Below are 17,485 nucleotides of genomic sequence, written 5' to 3'. Positions count from 1 at the left end.
CATGCGTCATGTCATGGGTCAGGGTGCGGAGCGGTTCAGCAGCCGGCGCGCGGCGCGGTCCGGCTCACTGGAAATCGCTGTCGAGCAGGTCGAACAAGTCGTCGTCGGAGGCCGACCTGAGCCGGTCGATCACCACATCGCCGGGGCCGTGGGGGCTTTCTCCGGCGCCCGGTCCGGATTGCTCGCCGGAGCCGACGGTGAGCGCGGCCAGCAGGCCGCGCAGCCGCTGTGCGGCGCGGACACGGGCATCGCCGTCGTCGGTCGCGGCGAGGCTGCGCTCCAGCCGGTCGAATGCGCTGGACAGGTCTTCGGCACCGGCCGGTTCGTCCGGGACCGGGCCGGCCGGTTCCGCTCGGCCTGCCGCCGTCAACTCGCCGAGCAGGAGTTCGGCGAGGGACAGCGGTGTGGGGTGGTCGAACACGAGGGTCGCGGGCAACCGCAGCCCGGTGCGCGCGTTCAGCCGGTTGCGGAGATCGACAGCCGTGAGGGAGTCGAATCCGGCGTCCTTGAAGGAACGGGCGGCGCCCACCGCGGCGGTGTCGCCGTGTCCCAGCACCGCCGCGACCTCGGTCCGCACCAGGTCGAGCAGGAGGGCCGTCCGCTCGGGCGCGGAGCGCCCCGCGAGCCGGGTCGCCAGTGCCGCGGCGGCGTCGGCCGGGGCGGGAGGCCGGTGGCCGGTACCGGCCTCGCCCCCGGCGCCCGCCACGGCTCCGGGCGCGCTCCCGCCGTCTGCCGGGACGCCGACCAGGTCACGCAGTACCTCCGGCAGAACGGTGGCACGGGCCGCGGCGCGCAGGTCGAGGCGCACGGGCAGCAGTGCGGGCTCGGGCCTGACCAGGGCCCGGTCGAACAGCTCCAGCGCGGCCCGGGGGTCGAGCGGGGCGACGCCGGAGCGCCGGATACGCGCGGCGTCCGCTCTCTCCAGCCCGGTGGCCAGGCCCAGGCCGGACCACCAGCCCCAGCCGAGCGACAGCGCGGGGTGCCCGGCGGCGCGCCGCCGGGCGGCCAGGGCGTCCAGGAACGCGTTGGCCGCGGCGTACCCGGCCTGGCCCGCACTGCCCAGGGCGGCCGAGACCGAGGAGTACAACACCAGTGGAACCGGCCCGAGTTCACGGGTCAGCTCGTCCAGGTGGACGGCGGCGTCCGCCTTGGGCCGCAGTACCGCGTCGATCCGCTCGGCAGTCTGGACGGAGAGCACACCGTCGTCGAGCACCCCGGCGGTGTGCACGACGCAGGTCAGCGGATGTTCGGCGGGGAGCTCGCCGAGCAGGCGGCGGAGGGCGTCGCGGTCGGCGACGTCACAGGCCCGGACGGTGACCTCGGCGCCCAGATTCGTGAGTTCCGCGGCCAGTTCGGCGGCGCCGGGTGCGTCGGGGCCGCGCCTGCTGACGAGCAGGAGGTGGCGCGCCTTGTGCCGTTCCACAAGGTGCCGGGCGGTTTCTGCGGCCAGTGCTCCGGTGCCACCGGTGATCAGCACGGTGCCGTTGGGGTCCAGCGTCTCGGCCGGCTCCCCGGCACCGGTCTCGTCGGCCGCTGTGTCGCTGCCGGTGTCCAGGTCGGCCACGTCGGCCACGTCGGCCACCCGTACGAGGCGCGGGACGGCGGCGCGTCCATCGCGCACGGCCAACTGAGCGGTGTCCGTGGCCAGCAGGCCGGGCAAGGCCCGCAGCGACGCCTGCGCGCCGTCGACGTCCACCAGAGTGAAGCGGCCGGGCTGTTCGGCCTGGGCGACCCGGACGAGCCCCCAGACAGCGGCACCCGCGGGATCGGCCGCGCCTCCCTCGGGACCGGCCGCACCCCGGGTCAGGACCACGAGCCGCGGGCGGCCGCCGGGACGGGTGGCTGTACGGGCGTCCGTACGGACGCCGGAGTCTGCACCGGCATCCGCGTTGGTGTCGGTGTCGGTGTCGGTGTCGGCGAGTCGGGCCTGTACGGCTTCGAGAGTCCGGCGCACCGTCGCACGCAGCTCGTCGAGGAGGCCGAGGAGCCTGCCGTGGGGCGCCGTACGACTGGCGGTGGCGGTGGCGGTGGCGGTGGCGGTGGTCAAGTCGAGGAGGATCACTTCGGCGTCCGCGCCGACCTGCGGCGGCAGCGGCTCGTCGAAGGGGAGCACGTGGGTACGGGCGTCGATGCCGACGGCACGCAGCCCGGCCGCGGTGGCTTCGGCCTCCGGTCCGACGACCGCCCAGCGCGTGACTGCGGCGACGGACACTCGCCCGGGAAGCGGCACCCAGTCCACGCGGTAGAGAGGGGCGGCGGGTGCGGCGGGAAGCCGGTCCGCGGGTATGCGACGCAGTGCCAGGGAGCGGGCGGAAAGCACTGGGGAGCCCTCGCGGTCGACCGCGGCGATCGACACCGCGCCGCCGTCGACGGCCGCCACCCGTACCCGGAGCGCATGTCCGGCGGCATCGTGGCGCCGTACGTCGGTCCAGGAGAACGGCAGCAAGCCGTGTCCGCCGTCGCCCAACGGGTCGAGCAGCGCGATCGGGTGGAGAGCCGCGTCGAGCAGGGCGGGGTGCACCCCGTAACGGGCGGCATCGGCGGCGTGCGCGTCGGGCAGCCGCACTTCGGCGAAGATCTCGTCGCCGCGACGCCATGCCGCGCGCAGCCCTCGGAAGGCCCCTTCGTAGCGCACTCCGGCGGCTGCGAAGAGCGGGTACTGACCGGCGATGTCGAGCGGCTCGGCGCCGGCAGGGGGCCAGGCGCCGGTGAGTTCGGCGAAGGCGTCGGCACCGGTTCGGTCGGCACCGTGGGGGTGGCCGCTCTCGTGGGGGTGGGGAGCCCCGTGGGGGTGGCCGGCCTCGTGCGTGTGGTCGGCATGGTCGGCAGCCGGGGCGAGCAGCCCGGAGGCGTGCCGGGTCCAGCCGTTGTCACGATCCTGCGCCGCGAGGTGCGGGGAACGGGTGGAATGCGAGGGGTCGGCGACGGGTTCGGGCCGTGAGTGGAGACTCACCTCACGGGCACCCCCGGGGCCGGAGGCAGGAGCGGCCACGACGACCCGGATCTGGACCGGGTTGTCCGCAGCCCAGGTCAGCGCGGTCTCGAAGGCCAGTTCGGCGACGCGCGGCAGACCGATCCGGCTTCCTACCTGGAGCAGCATCTCCAGCAGTGCGGATCCCGGCACCACGCCGCGGTCCCACACCAAGTGGTCGGCGAGCCACGGGAGGTCCGCAGCGGAGATCCGGCCGGTCCACACCTCGGTTTCGGCGCCGGGCAGTTCCACGGCGGCGGCAAGCAGCGGGTGTTCCACCCCATGCAGGCCTGCCGCCGACACCCCGCCGGTCGTGAGCCGGGGCAGAGCCGCCAGCCAGTAGCGGTCCCGATGGAAGGCGTACGTGGGCAGGTCGACCCGCCGGCCGGCAGGCTCGGAGGGAGCCGGCGGCACCGGAAGGCCCCGGGCGTAGAGGGTGGCGAGTGCGGTGGTGAAGGTCTCCAGCTCCGGCCGGTCACGCCGCAGTACCGGCACGAAAGCAAGATCACCCTCGTCCCCGTCGAGACACTGCCCCGCCATCACCGTCAGAACAGCATGCGGACCCACCTCCACAAACGTATCCACACCCACATCACGAGCAGCCCCCACACCATCCGCGAACCGCACCGCCTCCCGAACATGCCGCACCCAGTACTCCGGATCCCCCAACTCATCCAAACCCGCAACCGCACCCGTCACACTCGACACCACCGCCACACCAGAACGAGGCCGGTGAAACTCCACCGAAGCAGCAACCCGACGAAACTCCTCCAACATCGGATCCATCAACACCGAATGAAACGCATGCGAAACCTCCAACCACCTGCACTCCACACCACGACCCACCAAACCCGCCACCACACCATCCAGCACCCCCGCCTCACCCGACAGCACCACCGACGCCGGACCATTCACCGCCGCAACCGACACCCGACCACCCAACCCAGCCACCAAACCCGCCAGCTCGGCCTCAGACGCCCCCACCGACACCATCGCCCCACCCACAGGCAACGCACCCATCAACCGACCACGCGCCACCACCAACCGCACCGCATCAGCCAACGAAAACACACCCGCCACATACGCCGCAGCCACCTCCCCCACCGAATGACCCAACACCACCGACACACCCACACCCCGAGCCTCCAACGCCCGGAACAACGCCACCTCCAACGCAAACAACGCCGGCTGAGCAAACTCCGTACACCCCAACAACCCCGCATCCACACTCCCCGCCTCCGCAAACATCACCTCACGCAGAGACCGACCCCCCACCTCCCCCACAACCCCCAACACCTCATCCAACACACCCGCAAACACCCCACCCGCCCCATACAACTCACGCCCCATACCAACCCACTGCGCACCCTGACCCGTAAACAACACCCCCACCCGACGCCCCCGCACCGCCGAACCCCGCACCACACCCGACGCGGCACCCCCCGCAGCAACCACACCCGCCGCCACAGCATCCAGACCGGCCAGCAGCTCCCCACGCTCCCGACCGACAACCACCGCACGCTCACCGAACGACGCACGCGACACCACAAGCGAATGCGCAACATCCACCGGATCAGCACCCACACGCTCCACGTGCTCCCGCAACCGCACCGCCTGCCCCCGCAACGCCTCCTCCGAACGGGCCGACACCGGCCACGCCAGAACCGAAGAGGACTCAGCCGCAGCAGTGACAACAGCCTCGGCTTCGGCCGACTCCTCGACCGACGGTTCCTCGATGACGACATGGGCGTTCGTCCCGCTCACGCCGAAGGCAGAAACAGCCGCCCGACGCACCCGGCCCGCCCGCCGGGGCCAGGACCTGGCCTCGGTCAGCAACTCCACCGCCCCCGAACCCCACTCGACCCTCGACGACGGAGCATCCACATGAAGAGTGCGAGGCAACGACGAATGCCGCATCGCCTCCACCATCTTGATCACACCACCCACACCCGCAGCAGCCTGAGCATGCCCGATGTTCGACTTCAACGACCCCAACCACAACGGATCACCCACCCGCTCACGCCCATACGTCGCCAGCAACGCACCCGCCTCGATCGGATCCCCCAACGCCGTACCCGTACCATGCGCCTCCACCGCATCCACATCCCCCGGAGCCAGCCCGGCATCAGCCAACGCCTCACGGATCACCCTCCGCTGGGCCGCACCACTGGGCGCCGTCAGACCGTTACTCGCACCATCCTGATTGACCGCACTCCCCCGCACCACCGCCAGCACCCGATGCCCATACCGACGAGCATCCGACAACCGCTCCACCAACAACACACCAACACCCTCGGCCCACACAGTGCCGTCCGCACCCTCCGCAAACGCCTTGCACCGCCCGTCCGACGCCAGCCCACGCTGCCGCGAGAACTCCACGAACACCGTCGGCGTCGCCATCACCGTCACCCCACCGGCCAACGCCATGTCACACTCACCCCGCCGCAACGACTGCACCGCCAGATGCAACGCCACCAACGACGACGAACACGCCGTGTCCACCGTCAACGCCGGCCCCTCCAACCCCAACACATAAGCAACCCGGCCGGAGATCACGCTTCCGAGCGTCCCCGTGAGCACATGCCCGCCGTAGGTTTCGGCGGCGTCCCCCAACTGGCTTGCGTAGTCCTGCTGGGAGATGCCGGTGAAGACTCCGGTACGGGTGCCGCGCAGCGCGTCCGGCACGATCCCGGCCCGTTCCAACGCCTCCCACGACGTCTCCAGCAACAACCGCTGCTGCGGATCCATCGCCGCCGCCTCACGCGGCGAAATACCGAAGAACTCCGCATCGAACTCGGCCGCCCCGTGCAGAAACCCGCCCTCCCGCACATAACTACGACCCACCGCCTCCGGATCGGGGTCGTACAACCCCTCGACGTCCCAGCCACGGTCGACAGGGAACGGAGAGAGGGTGTGCCCGTCTTCGGCCACCAGGCGCCACAGGTCCTCCGGCGACGACACGCCGCCCGGGTAGCGGCACGCCATGCCCACGATCGCGATCGGCTCGCGCTCGTCGGCCGTGGCCCGGGCGCGGGTGTCCGCGACAGGCTCCGCTTCGCTGTCGGTACCGAACAGTTCGTCGTGCAGATGGGCGGCCAGGGAGGTCGGGTTGGGGTGGTCGAAGAGCAGGGTGCTCGGCAGGTTCAGCCCGGTGGCAGCGGTCAGGCGGTTGCGCAGTTCGAGAACGGTGAGCGAGTCGAACCCGGCGGACCGGAACGCGATCTCCGGGTCGACCGCGTCGGCCGAGGCGTGGCGCAGGATCTCGGCGGCCTCGGAGCACACCAGGTCGAGCAGGGCCCGTCGCCGTTCCGTCGACGAGGGGCCGACGGAGAGCCAGGGTCGGCCTTCGTCCGCTCCGGCTCCGCTTCCGCCCGGCCCACCGTGGCCCGGCCGCGTCCCCCGGGGGAGAGTGGCACGGCCTTGCGCGGCACGGGCGGAACGCGCTGAGCGGGCGGCGGGAACACCGTCGAAAAGTGCCCAGGTGCGGCGGGTGACGGAACGCCCGACGAAGGTTTCCCAGTCCACATCGGCGACGATCAGCGAGGTCGCGACGGCCGCAGAGGCCCCGGCGGCAGCGGAGGTCCCACCGGCGCCGACCGCGTCGTCCAGTACGTCGAGCGCGTGCTCGGGATCCAGGGCCGCGACGCCGTCCCGCTCGAAGGACTTCGTCGCCGTTCCGGACGCCATCCCGGCTCCGGCCCACGGGCCCCAGGCGATCGAGGTGGCACGCCCTCCCCGGGCCCGGCGCCGGTGCGCCAGGGCGTCGAGCGCGGCATTGGCCGCCGCGTAGGCGGCCTGCCCCCCGTTGCCCCACACTCCGACGATGGAGGAGAAGAGAACGAAGGCGTCCAGCGGGAGGTCGGCGGTGAGCTCGTCCAGGTGGCGGGCCGCAGTGACCTTGGCACGCAGTACGGCGTCTATCCGGTCGGAGGTGAGCGAGTCGAGCACACCGTCGTCGAGCACGCCTGCCGCGTGCAGTACGGCGGCGAGGGGCCGGTCTTCGGGAATGCCCGCGAGCAGCGCGGCAAGCGCGTCCCGGTCGGCGACGTCGCAGGCTGCGACGGTCACTTCGGTACCGAGGGCTGTCAGCTCCTCGACAAGTTCGCCCGCTCCGGGGCCGGCCGCCCCGCGCCGGCCGACCAGGAGCAGATGCGGGGCGCCCGCCCGGGCGAGCCTGCGGGCGACCTGCGCGCCCAGGGCGCCGGTGCCCCCGGTGATCAGTACGGTGCCTGAGGACCGCCGGTTTCCCGGCACGACTCCGTCGGGCGTGTCGCCCTGCGCGTCCCGGGCGGCGGCGGTGGTGGCGGCGCGGACGGGGACGGGGACCACGCGGCGGACATGGACTCCGGAGGGCCGTACCGCGAACTGGTTGTCCTCGCCCTCGGCGAGCAGCGTCCCGACGAACGCACGGAGCGCGGCAGGCGACGGCTCCCCGGGCAGGTCCGCCAAACCGCCCCAGCGCTGGGCAAGTTCGAGTGCGGCGACCTGCCCCAGCCCCCAGAGCTGAGCGCCTGCGACGGAAGGGGCCTCGCCCGGCTGAGCAGCCACCGCGTCGCGCGTAGTGATCCAGAGCGGGGCGTCGGGTCCCGCCTCGCCCAGGGCCTGGATCAGCGCGACGGCGTCGGCCGTGTCCGGCTCGGCCGGGGCGAGCCACAGGACGTGCGTGCTGCGTGCGGCACCGTCACCGGCGGCCCGCAGCAGGTCTGCGGCCGCCTCCCGACCGGTACCGACCGGCACGACAGCGGTGTGGACCTCGGTGCCGCGCACGGCGAGTTCACGCGCGATCGCGGTGGCGAGCCCGGAGTCCGTCGTGTCGTCGTCCGAGGCCAGCAGCAGCATACGACCCGCCGGCCGGGGGACTCCGCAGCCGACGGCGGCGGGCTGCCAGGTGACGCGGTAGCGGAGCCCGGCCGTCGCCGAAGTCACCCCTTGAGCAGCGGTCGGAACGTCCTCGGACGAACCGGCGGCCATGGCGGTGGGCACTGCGGCGGGGGCGGGGTCCAGCCAGAAACGGGCGCGCTGGAAAGGGTATGTGGGCAGATCGATGCGTCGTGCGTCCCTCTTCCGATTCGGCGCGTCCCAGTCGATCTGGGCGCCCCGGGCGTAGAGGGTGGCGAGTGCGGTGGTGAAGGTCTCCAGCTCCGGCCGGTCACGCCGCAGTACCGGCACGAAAGCAAGATCACCCTCGTCCCCGTCGAGACACTGCCCCGCCATCACCGTCAGAACAGCATGCGGACCCACCTCCACAAACGTATCCACACCCACATCACGAGCAGCCCCCACACCATCCGCGAACCGCACCGCCTCCCGAACATGCCGCACCCAGTACTCCGGATCCCCCAACTCATCCAAACCCGCAACCGCACCCGTCACACTCGACACCACCGCCACACCAGAACGAGGCCGGTGAAACTCCACCGAAGCAGCAACCCGACGAAACTCCTCCAACATCGGATCCATCAACACCGAATGAAACGCATGCGAAACCTCCAACCACCTGCACTCCACACCACGACCCACCAAACCCGCCACCACACCATCCAGCACCCCCGCCTCACCCGACAGCACCACCGACGCCGGACCATTCACCGCCGCAACCGACACCCGACCACCCAACCCAGCCACCAAACCCGCCAGCTCGGCCTCAGACGCCCCCACCGACACCATCGCCCCACCCACAGGCAACGCACCCATCAACCGACCACGCGCCACCACCAACCGCACCGCATCAGCCAACGAAAACACACCCGCCACATACGCCGCAGCCACCTCCCCCACCGAATGACCCAACACCACCGACACACCCACACCCCGAGCCTCCAACGCCCGGAACAACGCCACCTCCAACGCAAACAACGCCGGCTGAGCAAACTCCGTACACCCCAACAACCCCGCATCCACACTCCCCGCCTCCGCAAACATCACCTCACGCAGAGACCGACCCCCCACCTCCCCCACAACCCCCAACACCTCATCCAACACACCCGCAAACACCCCACCCGCCCCATACAACTCACGCCCCATACCAACCCACTGCGCACCCTGACCCGTAAACAACACCGCCGTCCCACCCGAAACAGCCGTGCCCCGGACGGTCTTCGGCCTCGTGTGTCCCGCGGCGAGCGCGTCCAGGCCTGCCATCAGCTCCGCACGGTCGCCACCGACGACCACCGCACGCTCACCGAACGACTCACGCGTCACCGCAAGCGAATGCGCGACGTCCACCGGATCGGCGCCCACACGCTCCACGTGCTCCCGCAACCGCGCCGCCTGCGCCCGCAACGCCTCCTCCGAGCGGGCCGACACCGGCCATGCCAGAGTCGGTGCGAGTTCGGCTGTGGGAGCGGTGACAGTCGGCGGCTCGGTGGGCGTCTCTGCCGGCGCCTCCTCAATGACCAGGTGGGCGTTGGTGCCGCTGATCCCGAAGGAGGACACCGCGGCCCGCCGCGGGCGGCCCGCGCGCTCCGGCCACCGGCGCGCCTCGGCCAGCAGTTCCACCGTGCCCGACGACCAGTCGACATGTGTGCTGGGCCGGTCCGCGTGAAGCGTCCGCGGCAGCGTGCCGTGTCGCATGGCCAGCAGCATCTTGATGACGCCTGCGGCCCCGGCGGCGGCCTGGGTGTGCCCGACGTTTGACTTCAGCGACCCCAGCCACAGCGGTTCTCCCACCCGCTCACGCCCGTACGTGGCCAGCAGCGCGCCCGCCTCTATCGGGTCGCCCAGCGCCGTACCCGTGCCGTGCGCCTCGACGGCGTCCACATCGCCCGGGGCGAGTCCGGCGTCGGCCAGGGCCGCCCGGATGACGCCTTCCTGCGCGGAACCATTGGGCGCGGTGAGGCCGTTGCTGGCGCCGTCCTGATTGACCGCACTGCCCCGGACGACCGCCAGCACCCGGTGACCTGCGCGCCGGGCGTCGGAGAGCCGCTCCAGTGCCAGTACGGCAACGCCCTCGGACCAGGCCGTACCGTCGGCATCGGCGGAGAACGGCATGCAGCGGCCGTCGGGGGCCAGCCCGCGCTGCCGGGAGAACTCCACGAACATGCCGGGCCCGGACATCACCGTGGCGCCGCCCGCCAGAGCCAGTCCGCACTCGCCCCGGCGCAGCGCCTGCACGGCCAGGTGCAGCGCCACCAGAGACGAGGAACATGCGGTGTCGACGGTGAGCGCCGGTCCGCGCGTGCCGAGGGTGTAGGCGATCCGGCCGGAGGCCACGCTCGCCGTGGTGCCGGTGAGCAGATACCCCTCGTATCCGTCCGCTCCTTCGTGAAGCCTCGGCCCGTACTCCGGTGCGACGGCGCCGATGAACACGCCGGTGTCGCCGCCGCGCAGCGACTCGGGGAGCACTCCGGCGTCTTCGAGCGCCTCCCACGAGGTTTCCAGCAGCAGCCGCTGCTGCGGGTCCATGGCGGTCGCCTCACGCGGCGAGATGCCGAAGAACTCTGCGTCGAACTCGGCCGCCTGGTGCAGGAAGCCGCCCTGTCGCACGTAGGTCTTGCCGGGGACGCCCGGTTCGGCGTCGTACAGCCCGTCGAGGTCCCAGCCGCGGTCGGCGGGGAAGGACGAGATCGCGTCGGTGCCGGACGCCAGCAGGTCCCAGAGGGCGGCCCGCGAGTCGACGCCGCCGGGGAGGCGGCAACCGACGCCGACGATGGCGATCGGGTCGTCGTCCCGTGTGCCGCCCCGGGCGGCCGCCGCCCCGACCGCCTCGTGCTCGCCGGGGTGCGCGCTCTTTGTCCCGTGCAGTGCGGCCACCAGGTGTTCGGCGACGGCACGCGGGGTGGGCAGGTCGTAGACGAGCGTGGCGGCGAGGGTGAGCCCCGTGGCCCGGTTCAGCAGGTCATGGAGCTCGACCGCGGTGGCTGATTCCAGGCCCTGGGAGGTGAAGGTGCGGTCGAGCGCGATCTCGTCGGGGTCGTCGTGGCCCAGGACGGTCGCGGTGGTCTCGCGTACCAGACGGACGAGCTGCTCGGGAGACATCGGCTCCGGGGACGCCGTGAGCGGTTCGTCGTCCGGGTCCCTGAGGGGCGCCTCGGTGCTCTCCGGGGGCGCGGTGTTCCCCGCGGCGTCGGTGGTGGTCAGGCCCGGCCCGGCGTCGGCCGCGATTCCACGGCTCAGCGCCGGCGACCAGTGAGTACGGCGTTGGAAGGGGTAGGTGGGCAGGTCGACCCGCCGGCCGCCGAAACCCGAATGGAGGGCAGCGACGTCGAGTTCGGCATCCCGCGTATACAGCGTGGCGAGTGCGGTGGTGAAGGTCTCCAGCTCCGGCCGGTCACGCCGCAGTACCGGCACGAAAGCAAGATCACCCTCGTCCCCGTCGAGACACTGCCCCGCCATCACCGTCAGAACAGCATGCGGACCCACCTCCACAAACGTATCCACACCCACATCACGAGCAGCCCCCACACCATCCGCGAACCGCACCGCCTCCCGAACATGCCGCACCCAGTACTCCGGATCCCCCAACTCATCCAAACCCGCAACCGCACCCGTCACACTCGACACCACCGCCACACCAGAACGAGGCCGGTGAAACTCCACCGAAGCAGCAACCCGACGAAACTCCTCCAACATCGGATCCATCAACACCGAATGAAACGCATGCGAAACCTCCAACCACCTGCACTCCACACCACGACCCACCAAACCCGCCACCACACCATCCAGCACCCCCGCCTCACCCGACAGCACCACCGACGCCGGACCATTCACCGCCGCAACCGACACCCGACCACCCAACCCAGCCACCAAACCCGCCAGCTCGGCCTCAGACGCCCCCACCGACACCATCGCCCCACCCACAGGCAACGCACCCATCAACCGACCACGCGCCACCACCAACCGCACCGCATCAGCCAACGAAAACACACCCGCCACATACGCCGCAGCCACCTCCCCCACCGAATGACCCAACACCACCGACACACCCACACCCCGAGCCTCCAACGCCCGGAACAACGCCACCTCCAACGCAAACAACGCCGGCTGAGCAAACTCCGTACACCCCAACAACCCCGCACCCACACTCCCCGCCTCCGCAAACATCACCTCACGCAGAGACCGACCCCCCACCTCCCCCACAACCCCCAACACCTCATCCAACACACCCGCAAACACCCCACCCGCCCCATACAACTCACGCCCCATACCAACCCACTGCGCACCCTGACCCGTAAACAACACCGCCGTCCCACCCGAAACAGCCGTGCCGGTCCGCACTCCCGCAGAGGTCTTACCGCGAGCGAACGCGTCGAGGGAGGCGGCGAGTTCCTCTCGGTCGCCGCAGCGCAGTGCGGCGCGGTGCTCGAAGAGAGTGCGCGTGGTGGCCAGGGAGTAAGCGATGTCCCGCGGGTCCGCGCCGGTCCGGCCCAGGTGGTCGTGAAGCCGCGCGGCCTGCGCCCGCAGCGCCGCGCGGGAGCGGGCCGACAGCAGCAGGGGCGGGGCCGGGTGCGGGGCGGCGGCTTCGGAGGCCGACGACGGGATGGCGTCCGGTCCGGCCGGGGCCGGCTGGGGCAGGTGCTCCAGCACCACATGGCAGTTGGTGCCGCCGATACCGAACGAGCTGACGCCCGCCAGCAGGGGTGCGCCGCTCGGGCCGGGGTGCAGTTCGGTCGGGGCCGTCTGCACCTTCAGCCGGAGCCGGTCCAAGGGGATGGCGGGATTGGGGGTGTCGAAGTTGAGCGAGCCGGGCAGGGTGCGTTCCCGCAGGCAGAGCACGGCCTTGACCAGTCCCGCGATGCCCGCGGCGCCCTCCAGGTGGCCGATGTTGGTCTTCACCGACCCCACCAACAAGGGAGTGTCCGCCGACCGTCCGGAGCCGTGGACCGCGCCGAGGGCGTGCGCCTCGACCGGGTCGCCCACGGGGGTGCCCGTACCGTGCAGTTCGACGAAGTGCACCTCAGCGGGGTCGACCCCAGCCTGGGCGCAGGCGGACCGGAGCACCGCTTCCTGGCCCTCACGGTCAGGGGCGGTCAGCCCGGGGCCGCCGCCGTCGTTGCCGATGGCGACGCCGCGCACCACGCAGTACACGGGGTCGCCGTCGGCCAGGGCGTCGGCGAGGGGTTTGAGTACGACGGCGGCGCCGCCCTCACCGCGCACATAGCCGTTGGCGCGGGCGTCGAAGGTGTGGCAGCGGCCGTCGGGAGACAGCGCGCCGAGCCGTTCCATGGCGGCCGAACCCTCGTCGGCGAGGATCAGGTTGACGCCCCCGGCGACGGCGATGCGGGAGGTGCCGGCTCGCAGGCTCTCGACGGCGAGGGCCACGGCGACCAGTGACGACGACTGCGCGGTGTCGACCGCAAGGCTGGGGCCGCGCGTTCCCAGGACGTAGGAGAGCCGGTTGGCGAGCATGGCCCGCTGGAGGCCGGTGGCGGTGTGGGCGCCAATCGGCGCGCCGGCCCGGTGGAGCAGCGTGGCGTAGTCGTCGTTCATGGCCCCCACGAAGACGCCCACCGCCTCGCCTCGCAGCGAACCCGGGACGATTCCGGCGTCCTCCAGTGCTTCCCAGCCGAGTTCGAGCATCAGGCGCTGTTGCGGGTCGGTCTCGGCGGCCTCGCGCGGTGACATGCCGAAGAACGCGGCGTCGAAGTCGCCGACCGCCTCGATCATGCCGCGCCGACGACCGTCTGCGGCACGGCCTATCGCTTCCGTTCCGTCGGTCAGCAGTTTCCAGAATTCCTGGATTCCCGGTGCGCTGGGAAATCGGCACGACATTCCAACAACGGCAACGGCATTGGACCGGTCGTCACTTCGGGAAATCACGAGATCTTCAGACACCTGCATCCCTCATATGCTCGCCATGCCATGTCGCGGAATGTTCTGCCGTTTCTGGATCTTCACGAGCGTACAGCGGACGAACAGTTGGGCGACAGGAACGACCAACGAACGGCAATCAATTGTGTCAAGTTCCGCGGATTCGCCGCGGATTCTCATGACACGGGTCGCCGACGACTGTGGACTGGGATCTTCCGGAAGGCTTTCCGGCGAAAAGGGAGCGGCATTGTGTCAGGTCTGTATTGCCGAGCTGCGGCGACTGCGCGCAAGCACCCCGCCCGCCGGGGCCGGAGTCGGCGCCGGCGCCCGGTCGGGTGCAGTGACTCACGGCCTGCGCCCCAAGGGCCGACGGCCCGCTCACGCGGTCACCCGGCATTTCCCCGACCTGGCCCCTGCCTTGCCCCAGCCCCCTGCCCCTGGCTGGGCCTCGGTGCGGAATTCCGCGAACTCCTTCGCGAATCCTCTGACACATGAACTCGCACATGAACGTGCACGCGAACTCCTGGGTGAACGCGCACGTGATCTCCCAGGTGAACCGCGAAGCTTTCAGCACCGGGTCGGCTCGGCACAACCGCCCCGCGGTGAATATGTCAGGTTCCCCGCGCCGCTCCGTCCGCTCCCGAGCGGCATCTCGACAAGGTTCCCCGGACGGGGAGTCATTGTGTCAGGTCCGCCTTGCTGGCGTTCTTCACCGATTCATAAGCTCTGCCGGGATCGAGGGACCGATACTGCCGTGTCGCGCGTTCGGTCCGCACACCGATTTTCAAGGAGTTCGACTGATGGGTGAGGCTGTGTCGGGACCGATGGAGTTGAGCAAGGATGCGGATGCCCGGGGGCTGCTGGACTGGTTCGCTTTCAACAGGACACGTCATCCGGTGTTCTGGGACGAGGGCCGGCAGGCGTGGCAGGTCTTCGGTTACGACGACTACGTGACGGTGTCGAACAACCCGCAGTTCTTCTCGTCGGACTTCAACATGGTGATGCCGACGCCGCCCGAGCTGGAAATGATCATCGGGCCGGGCACGATCGGCGCGCTGGACCCGCCCGCGCACGGACCGATGCGCAAGCTCGTGAGCCAGGCCTTCACTCCCCGGCGGATCGCCCGGCTGGAACCCAGGGTGCGCGCGATCACCGAGGAACTCCTGGACAAGGTACGGGAACAGAACGTCATCGATGCCGTCGGCGACCTCTCCTACGCACTGCCGGTCATCGTGATCGCCGAACTGCTGGGCGTACCCACCGGCGACCGGGACCTGTTCCGGGAGTGGGTCGACACCCTGCTGACGAACGAGGGCCTGGAGTACCCGAACCTCCCGGACAACTTCACCGAGACGATCGCGCCCGCGCTCAAGGAGATGACCGACTACCTCCTGGAACAGATCCACGCCAAGCGGGAAGCCCCGGCCGACGACTTGATCAGCGGTCTGGTCCAGGCCGAGCAGGACGGCCGCCGGCTGACCGATGTCGAGATCGTCAACATCGTCGCGCTGCTGCTGACCGCCGGGCACGTCTCCTCCAGCACCCTGCTCAGCAACCTCTTCCTCGTCCTGGAGGAGAACCCGCAGGCACTGGAAGACCTGCGGGCCGATCGCACGCTGGTGCCCGGCGCGATCGAGGAGACACTGCGCTACCGCAGCCCCTTCAACAACATCTTCCGCTTCGTCAAGCAGGACACCACCATCCTCGGCCCGCTCATGGAGAAGGGCCAGATGGTGATCGCGTGGAGCCAGTCCGCCAACCGGGACCCCCGGCACTTCCCCGACCCGGACACCTTCGACATCCGCCGCTCGGACGGCACCCGGCACATGGCCTTCGGCCACGGCATCCACCACTGCCTGGGCGCCGCCCTGGCCCGCCTAGAGGGCAAGGTCATGCTCGAACTCCTCCTGGAGCGGGTCGACGGCTTCCGCATCGACCACGAAAACACGCTGTTCTACGAGGCCGACCAGCTCACTCCGAAGTACCTGCCCGTCCGCGTCGACTGGAACTGAACCCGAGGGTTCCGTCCCCGGGCCAGGGCCGTCCCGAGCCGGCCGTGGACCTCACGACCGCCCGATAAGGAGCGCCGCCATCGCCGAGAACACAGCCGAGCCTCCCGCCCGGCGGGTCGGCAGGATCAAGCCGTGCCGGCTGATCAGGCTCGAGCAGCACATCGACCCGCGCGGCAGCCTGTCCGTGGTCGAGTCCGGCGTGACCGTGGACTTCCCCGTCCAACGCGTCTACTACATGCACGGCCAGACCCAGTCCTCACCCCCACGCGGCCTGCACGCACACCGCACCCTGGAACAACTCGTCATCGCCGTCCACGGCGCCTTCTCCATCACCCTCGACGACGGCTTCCAGCACGCCACCTACCGCCTCGACGAACCCGGAGCCGGACTCTGCATCGGCCCCATGGTCTGGCGCGTCCTCAAAGACTTCGCCCCCGACACCGTCGCCCTCGTCCTCGCCTCACAGCACTACGAAGAATCCGACTACTACCGCGACTACGACACCTTCCTGCACGACGCACGGAGCCTCACATGACAATCCCCTTCCTCGACGCAGGCGCCGGCTACCGGGAGTTGCGGGCCGACATCGACGCGGCCCTCCAGCGGGTGTCCGCCTCCGGCCGCTATCTGCTCGGCGCTGAACTGGAGGGTTTCGAGGAGGAGTTCGCCGCGTACTGCGACAACGGCCACTGCGTGGCGGTCGGCAGTGGCTGCGACGCGCTGGAGCTGTCCCTGCGCGCGCTGGACATCGGTCCCGGGGACGAGGTGGTGGTGCCCGCACACACCTTCATCGGGACCTGGCTGGCCGTGTCCGCCACCGGGGCGCAGCCGGTGGCCGTCGATCCGACGCCGGACGGGCTTTCCCTGGACCCGGCGCTGGTGGAGGCGGCCGTCACCCCTCGCACCAAGGCCCTGATGCCCGTACATCTGCACGGACACCCGGCCGATCTGGACCCGCTGCTGGCGGTCGCCGAACGGCACGGCCTGGCCGTGGTCGAGGACGCCGCGCAGGCGCACGGCGCCCGTTACCGGGGCCGCCGGATCGGCTCGGGCCACGTGGTCGCGTTCAGCTTCTACCCCGGCAAGAACCTCGGCGCCATGGGCGACGGCGGCGCGGTGGTCACCCGGGACGCCGGAGTGGCCGATCGGATCCGGCTGCTGCGCAACTGCGGCTCCCGGGAGAAGTACCGGCACGAGGTGCGGGCGACCAACTCCCGGCTCGACGAGCTCCAGGCCGCCGTGCTGCGCGCCAAGCTGCCGCGGCTCGACGCGTGGAACGCCCGCCGGGCGCGCACGGCCGAACGCTACACCCGGGCCCTGGGTTCCCTTCCGCAGATCGCCGTCCCCGTCACCGCTCGCTGGGCCGACCCGGCGTGGCACCTGTACGTGATCCGCTGCGCGGAACGCGACGAGCTGCGCCGCCGGCTCGAGCGGGCCGGGGTTCAGACCCTGATCCACTACCCCGTACCGCCGCACCGGTCCCCGGCCTACGCCGACGCCCCGGCCGGGGCTCCGGCCGGGGCCCACCCGCGCAGTGAACGCCTGGCGGCGCAGAGCCTCAGCCTTCCCCTGGGACCGCACCTCGGGGACGACGAGTCCCGTGCCGTCGTGGCGGCGGTCCGGGCGGCGGCCGCGGGGCTGGCGGCGTACCCGACGCCGGACGGCACGCCGCGCACGCCGCGCACGACGCCGGACGGCCAGCGTTTTCCTCTAGCGACGGAGAAACGATGACCGAGGTCATGTCAGGGCGTTC

Annotated in this window: 4 protein-coding genes; 3 read left to right on the top strand and 1 reads right to left on the bottom strand. The window is 70.9% G+C overall.

Translation table 11 applies throughout. The features are described from left to right. Positions 1–64 precede the first annotated feature (64 nt). The gene (locus PXH83_RS28875) at positions 65–13,750 is read right to left on the bottom strand and encodes a type I polyketide synthase (RefSeq protein WP_274564287.1); all 13,686 of its coding nucleotides are present in this window, start codon (positions 13,748–13,750) and stop codon (positions 65–67) included. A gap of 770 nt (positions 13,751–14,520) precedes the next feature. Here PXH83_RS28875 and PXH83_RS28870 point away from each other — a divergent pair. The 3 genes from PXH83_RS28870 to PXH83_RS28860 all read left to right on the top strand — a co-directional run bounded on the left by PXH83_RS28870 (position 14,521) and on the right by PXH83_RS28860 (position 17,463). After that, positions 14,521–15,732, top strand: a complete 1,212-nt coding sequence (locus PXH83_RS28870; RefSeq protein WP_274564285.1) for a cytochrome P450 — start codon at positions 14,521–14,523, stop codon at positions 15,730–15,732. A gap of 64 nt (positions 15,733–15,796) precedes the next feature. Next, positions 15,797–16,267 (top strand): sugar 3,4-ketoisomerase, encoded by a 471-nt coding sequence (locus PXH83_RS28865; protein ID WP_338054930.1) that lies wholly within the window; start codon positions 15,797–15,799, stop codon positions 16,265–16,267. Beyond that, positions 16,264–17,463 (top strand): DegT/DnrJ/EryC1/StrS family aminotransferase, encoded by a 1,200-nt coding sequence (locus PXH83_RS28860; protein ID WP_274564283.1) that lies wholly within the window; start codon positions 16,264–16,266, stop codon positions 17,461–17,463. The genes PXH83_RS28865 and PXH83_RS28860 overlap by 4 nt, the downstream gene beginning before the upstream one ends. The last annotated feature ends 22 nt before the right edge of the window (positions 17,464–17,485 follow it).

Source organism: Streptomyces spiramyceticus (assembly GCF_028807635.1).
Lineage (GTDB): Bacteria > Actinomycetota > Actinomycetes > Streptomycetales > Streptomycetaceae > Streptomyces > Streptomyces spiramyceticus.
The sequence above is the reverse complement of the archived record's forward strand: the minus strand, read 5'-3'. Positions and strand labels throughout refer to the sequence as shown.

Coding starts and splice junctions, on each gene's coding strand:
- PXH83_RS28875 (WP_274564287.1), bottom strand. CDS start 13,750: ATGCAGGTGTCTGAAGATCTCGTGATTTCCCGAAGTGACGACCGGTCC.
- PXH83_RS28870 (WP_274564285.1), top strand. CDS start 14,521: ATGGGTGAGGCTGTGTCGGGACCGATGGAGTTGAGCAAGGATGCGGAT.
- PXH83_RS28860 (WP_274564283.1), top strand. CDS start 16,264: ATGACAATCCCCTTCCTCGACGCAGGCGCCGGCTACCGGGAGTTGCGG.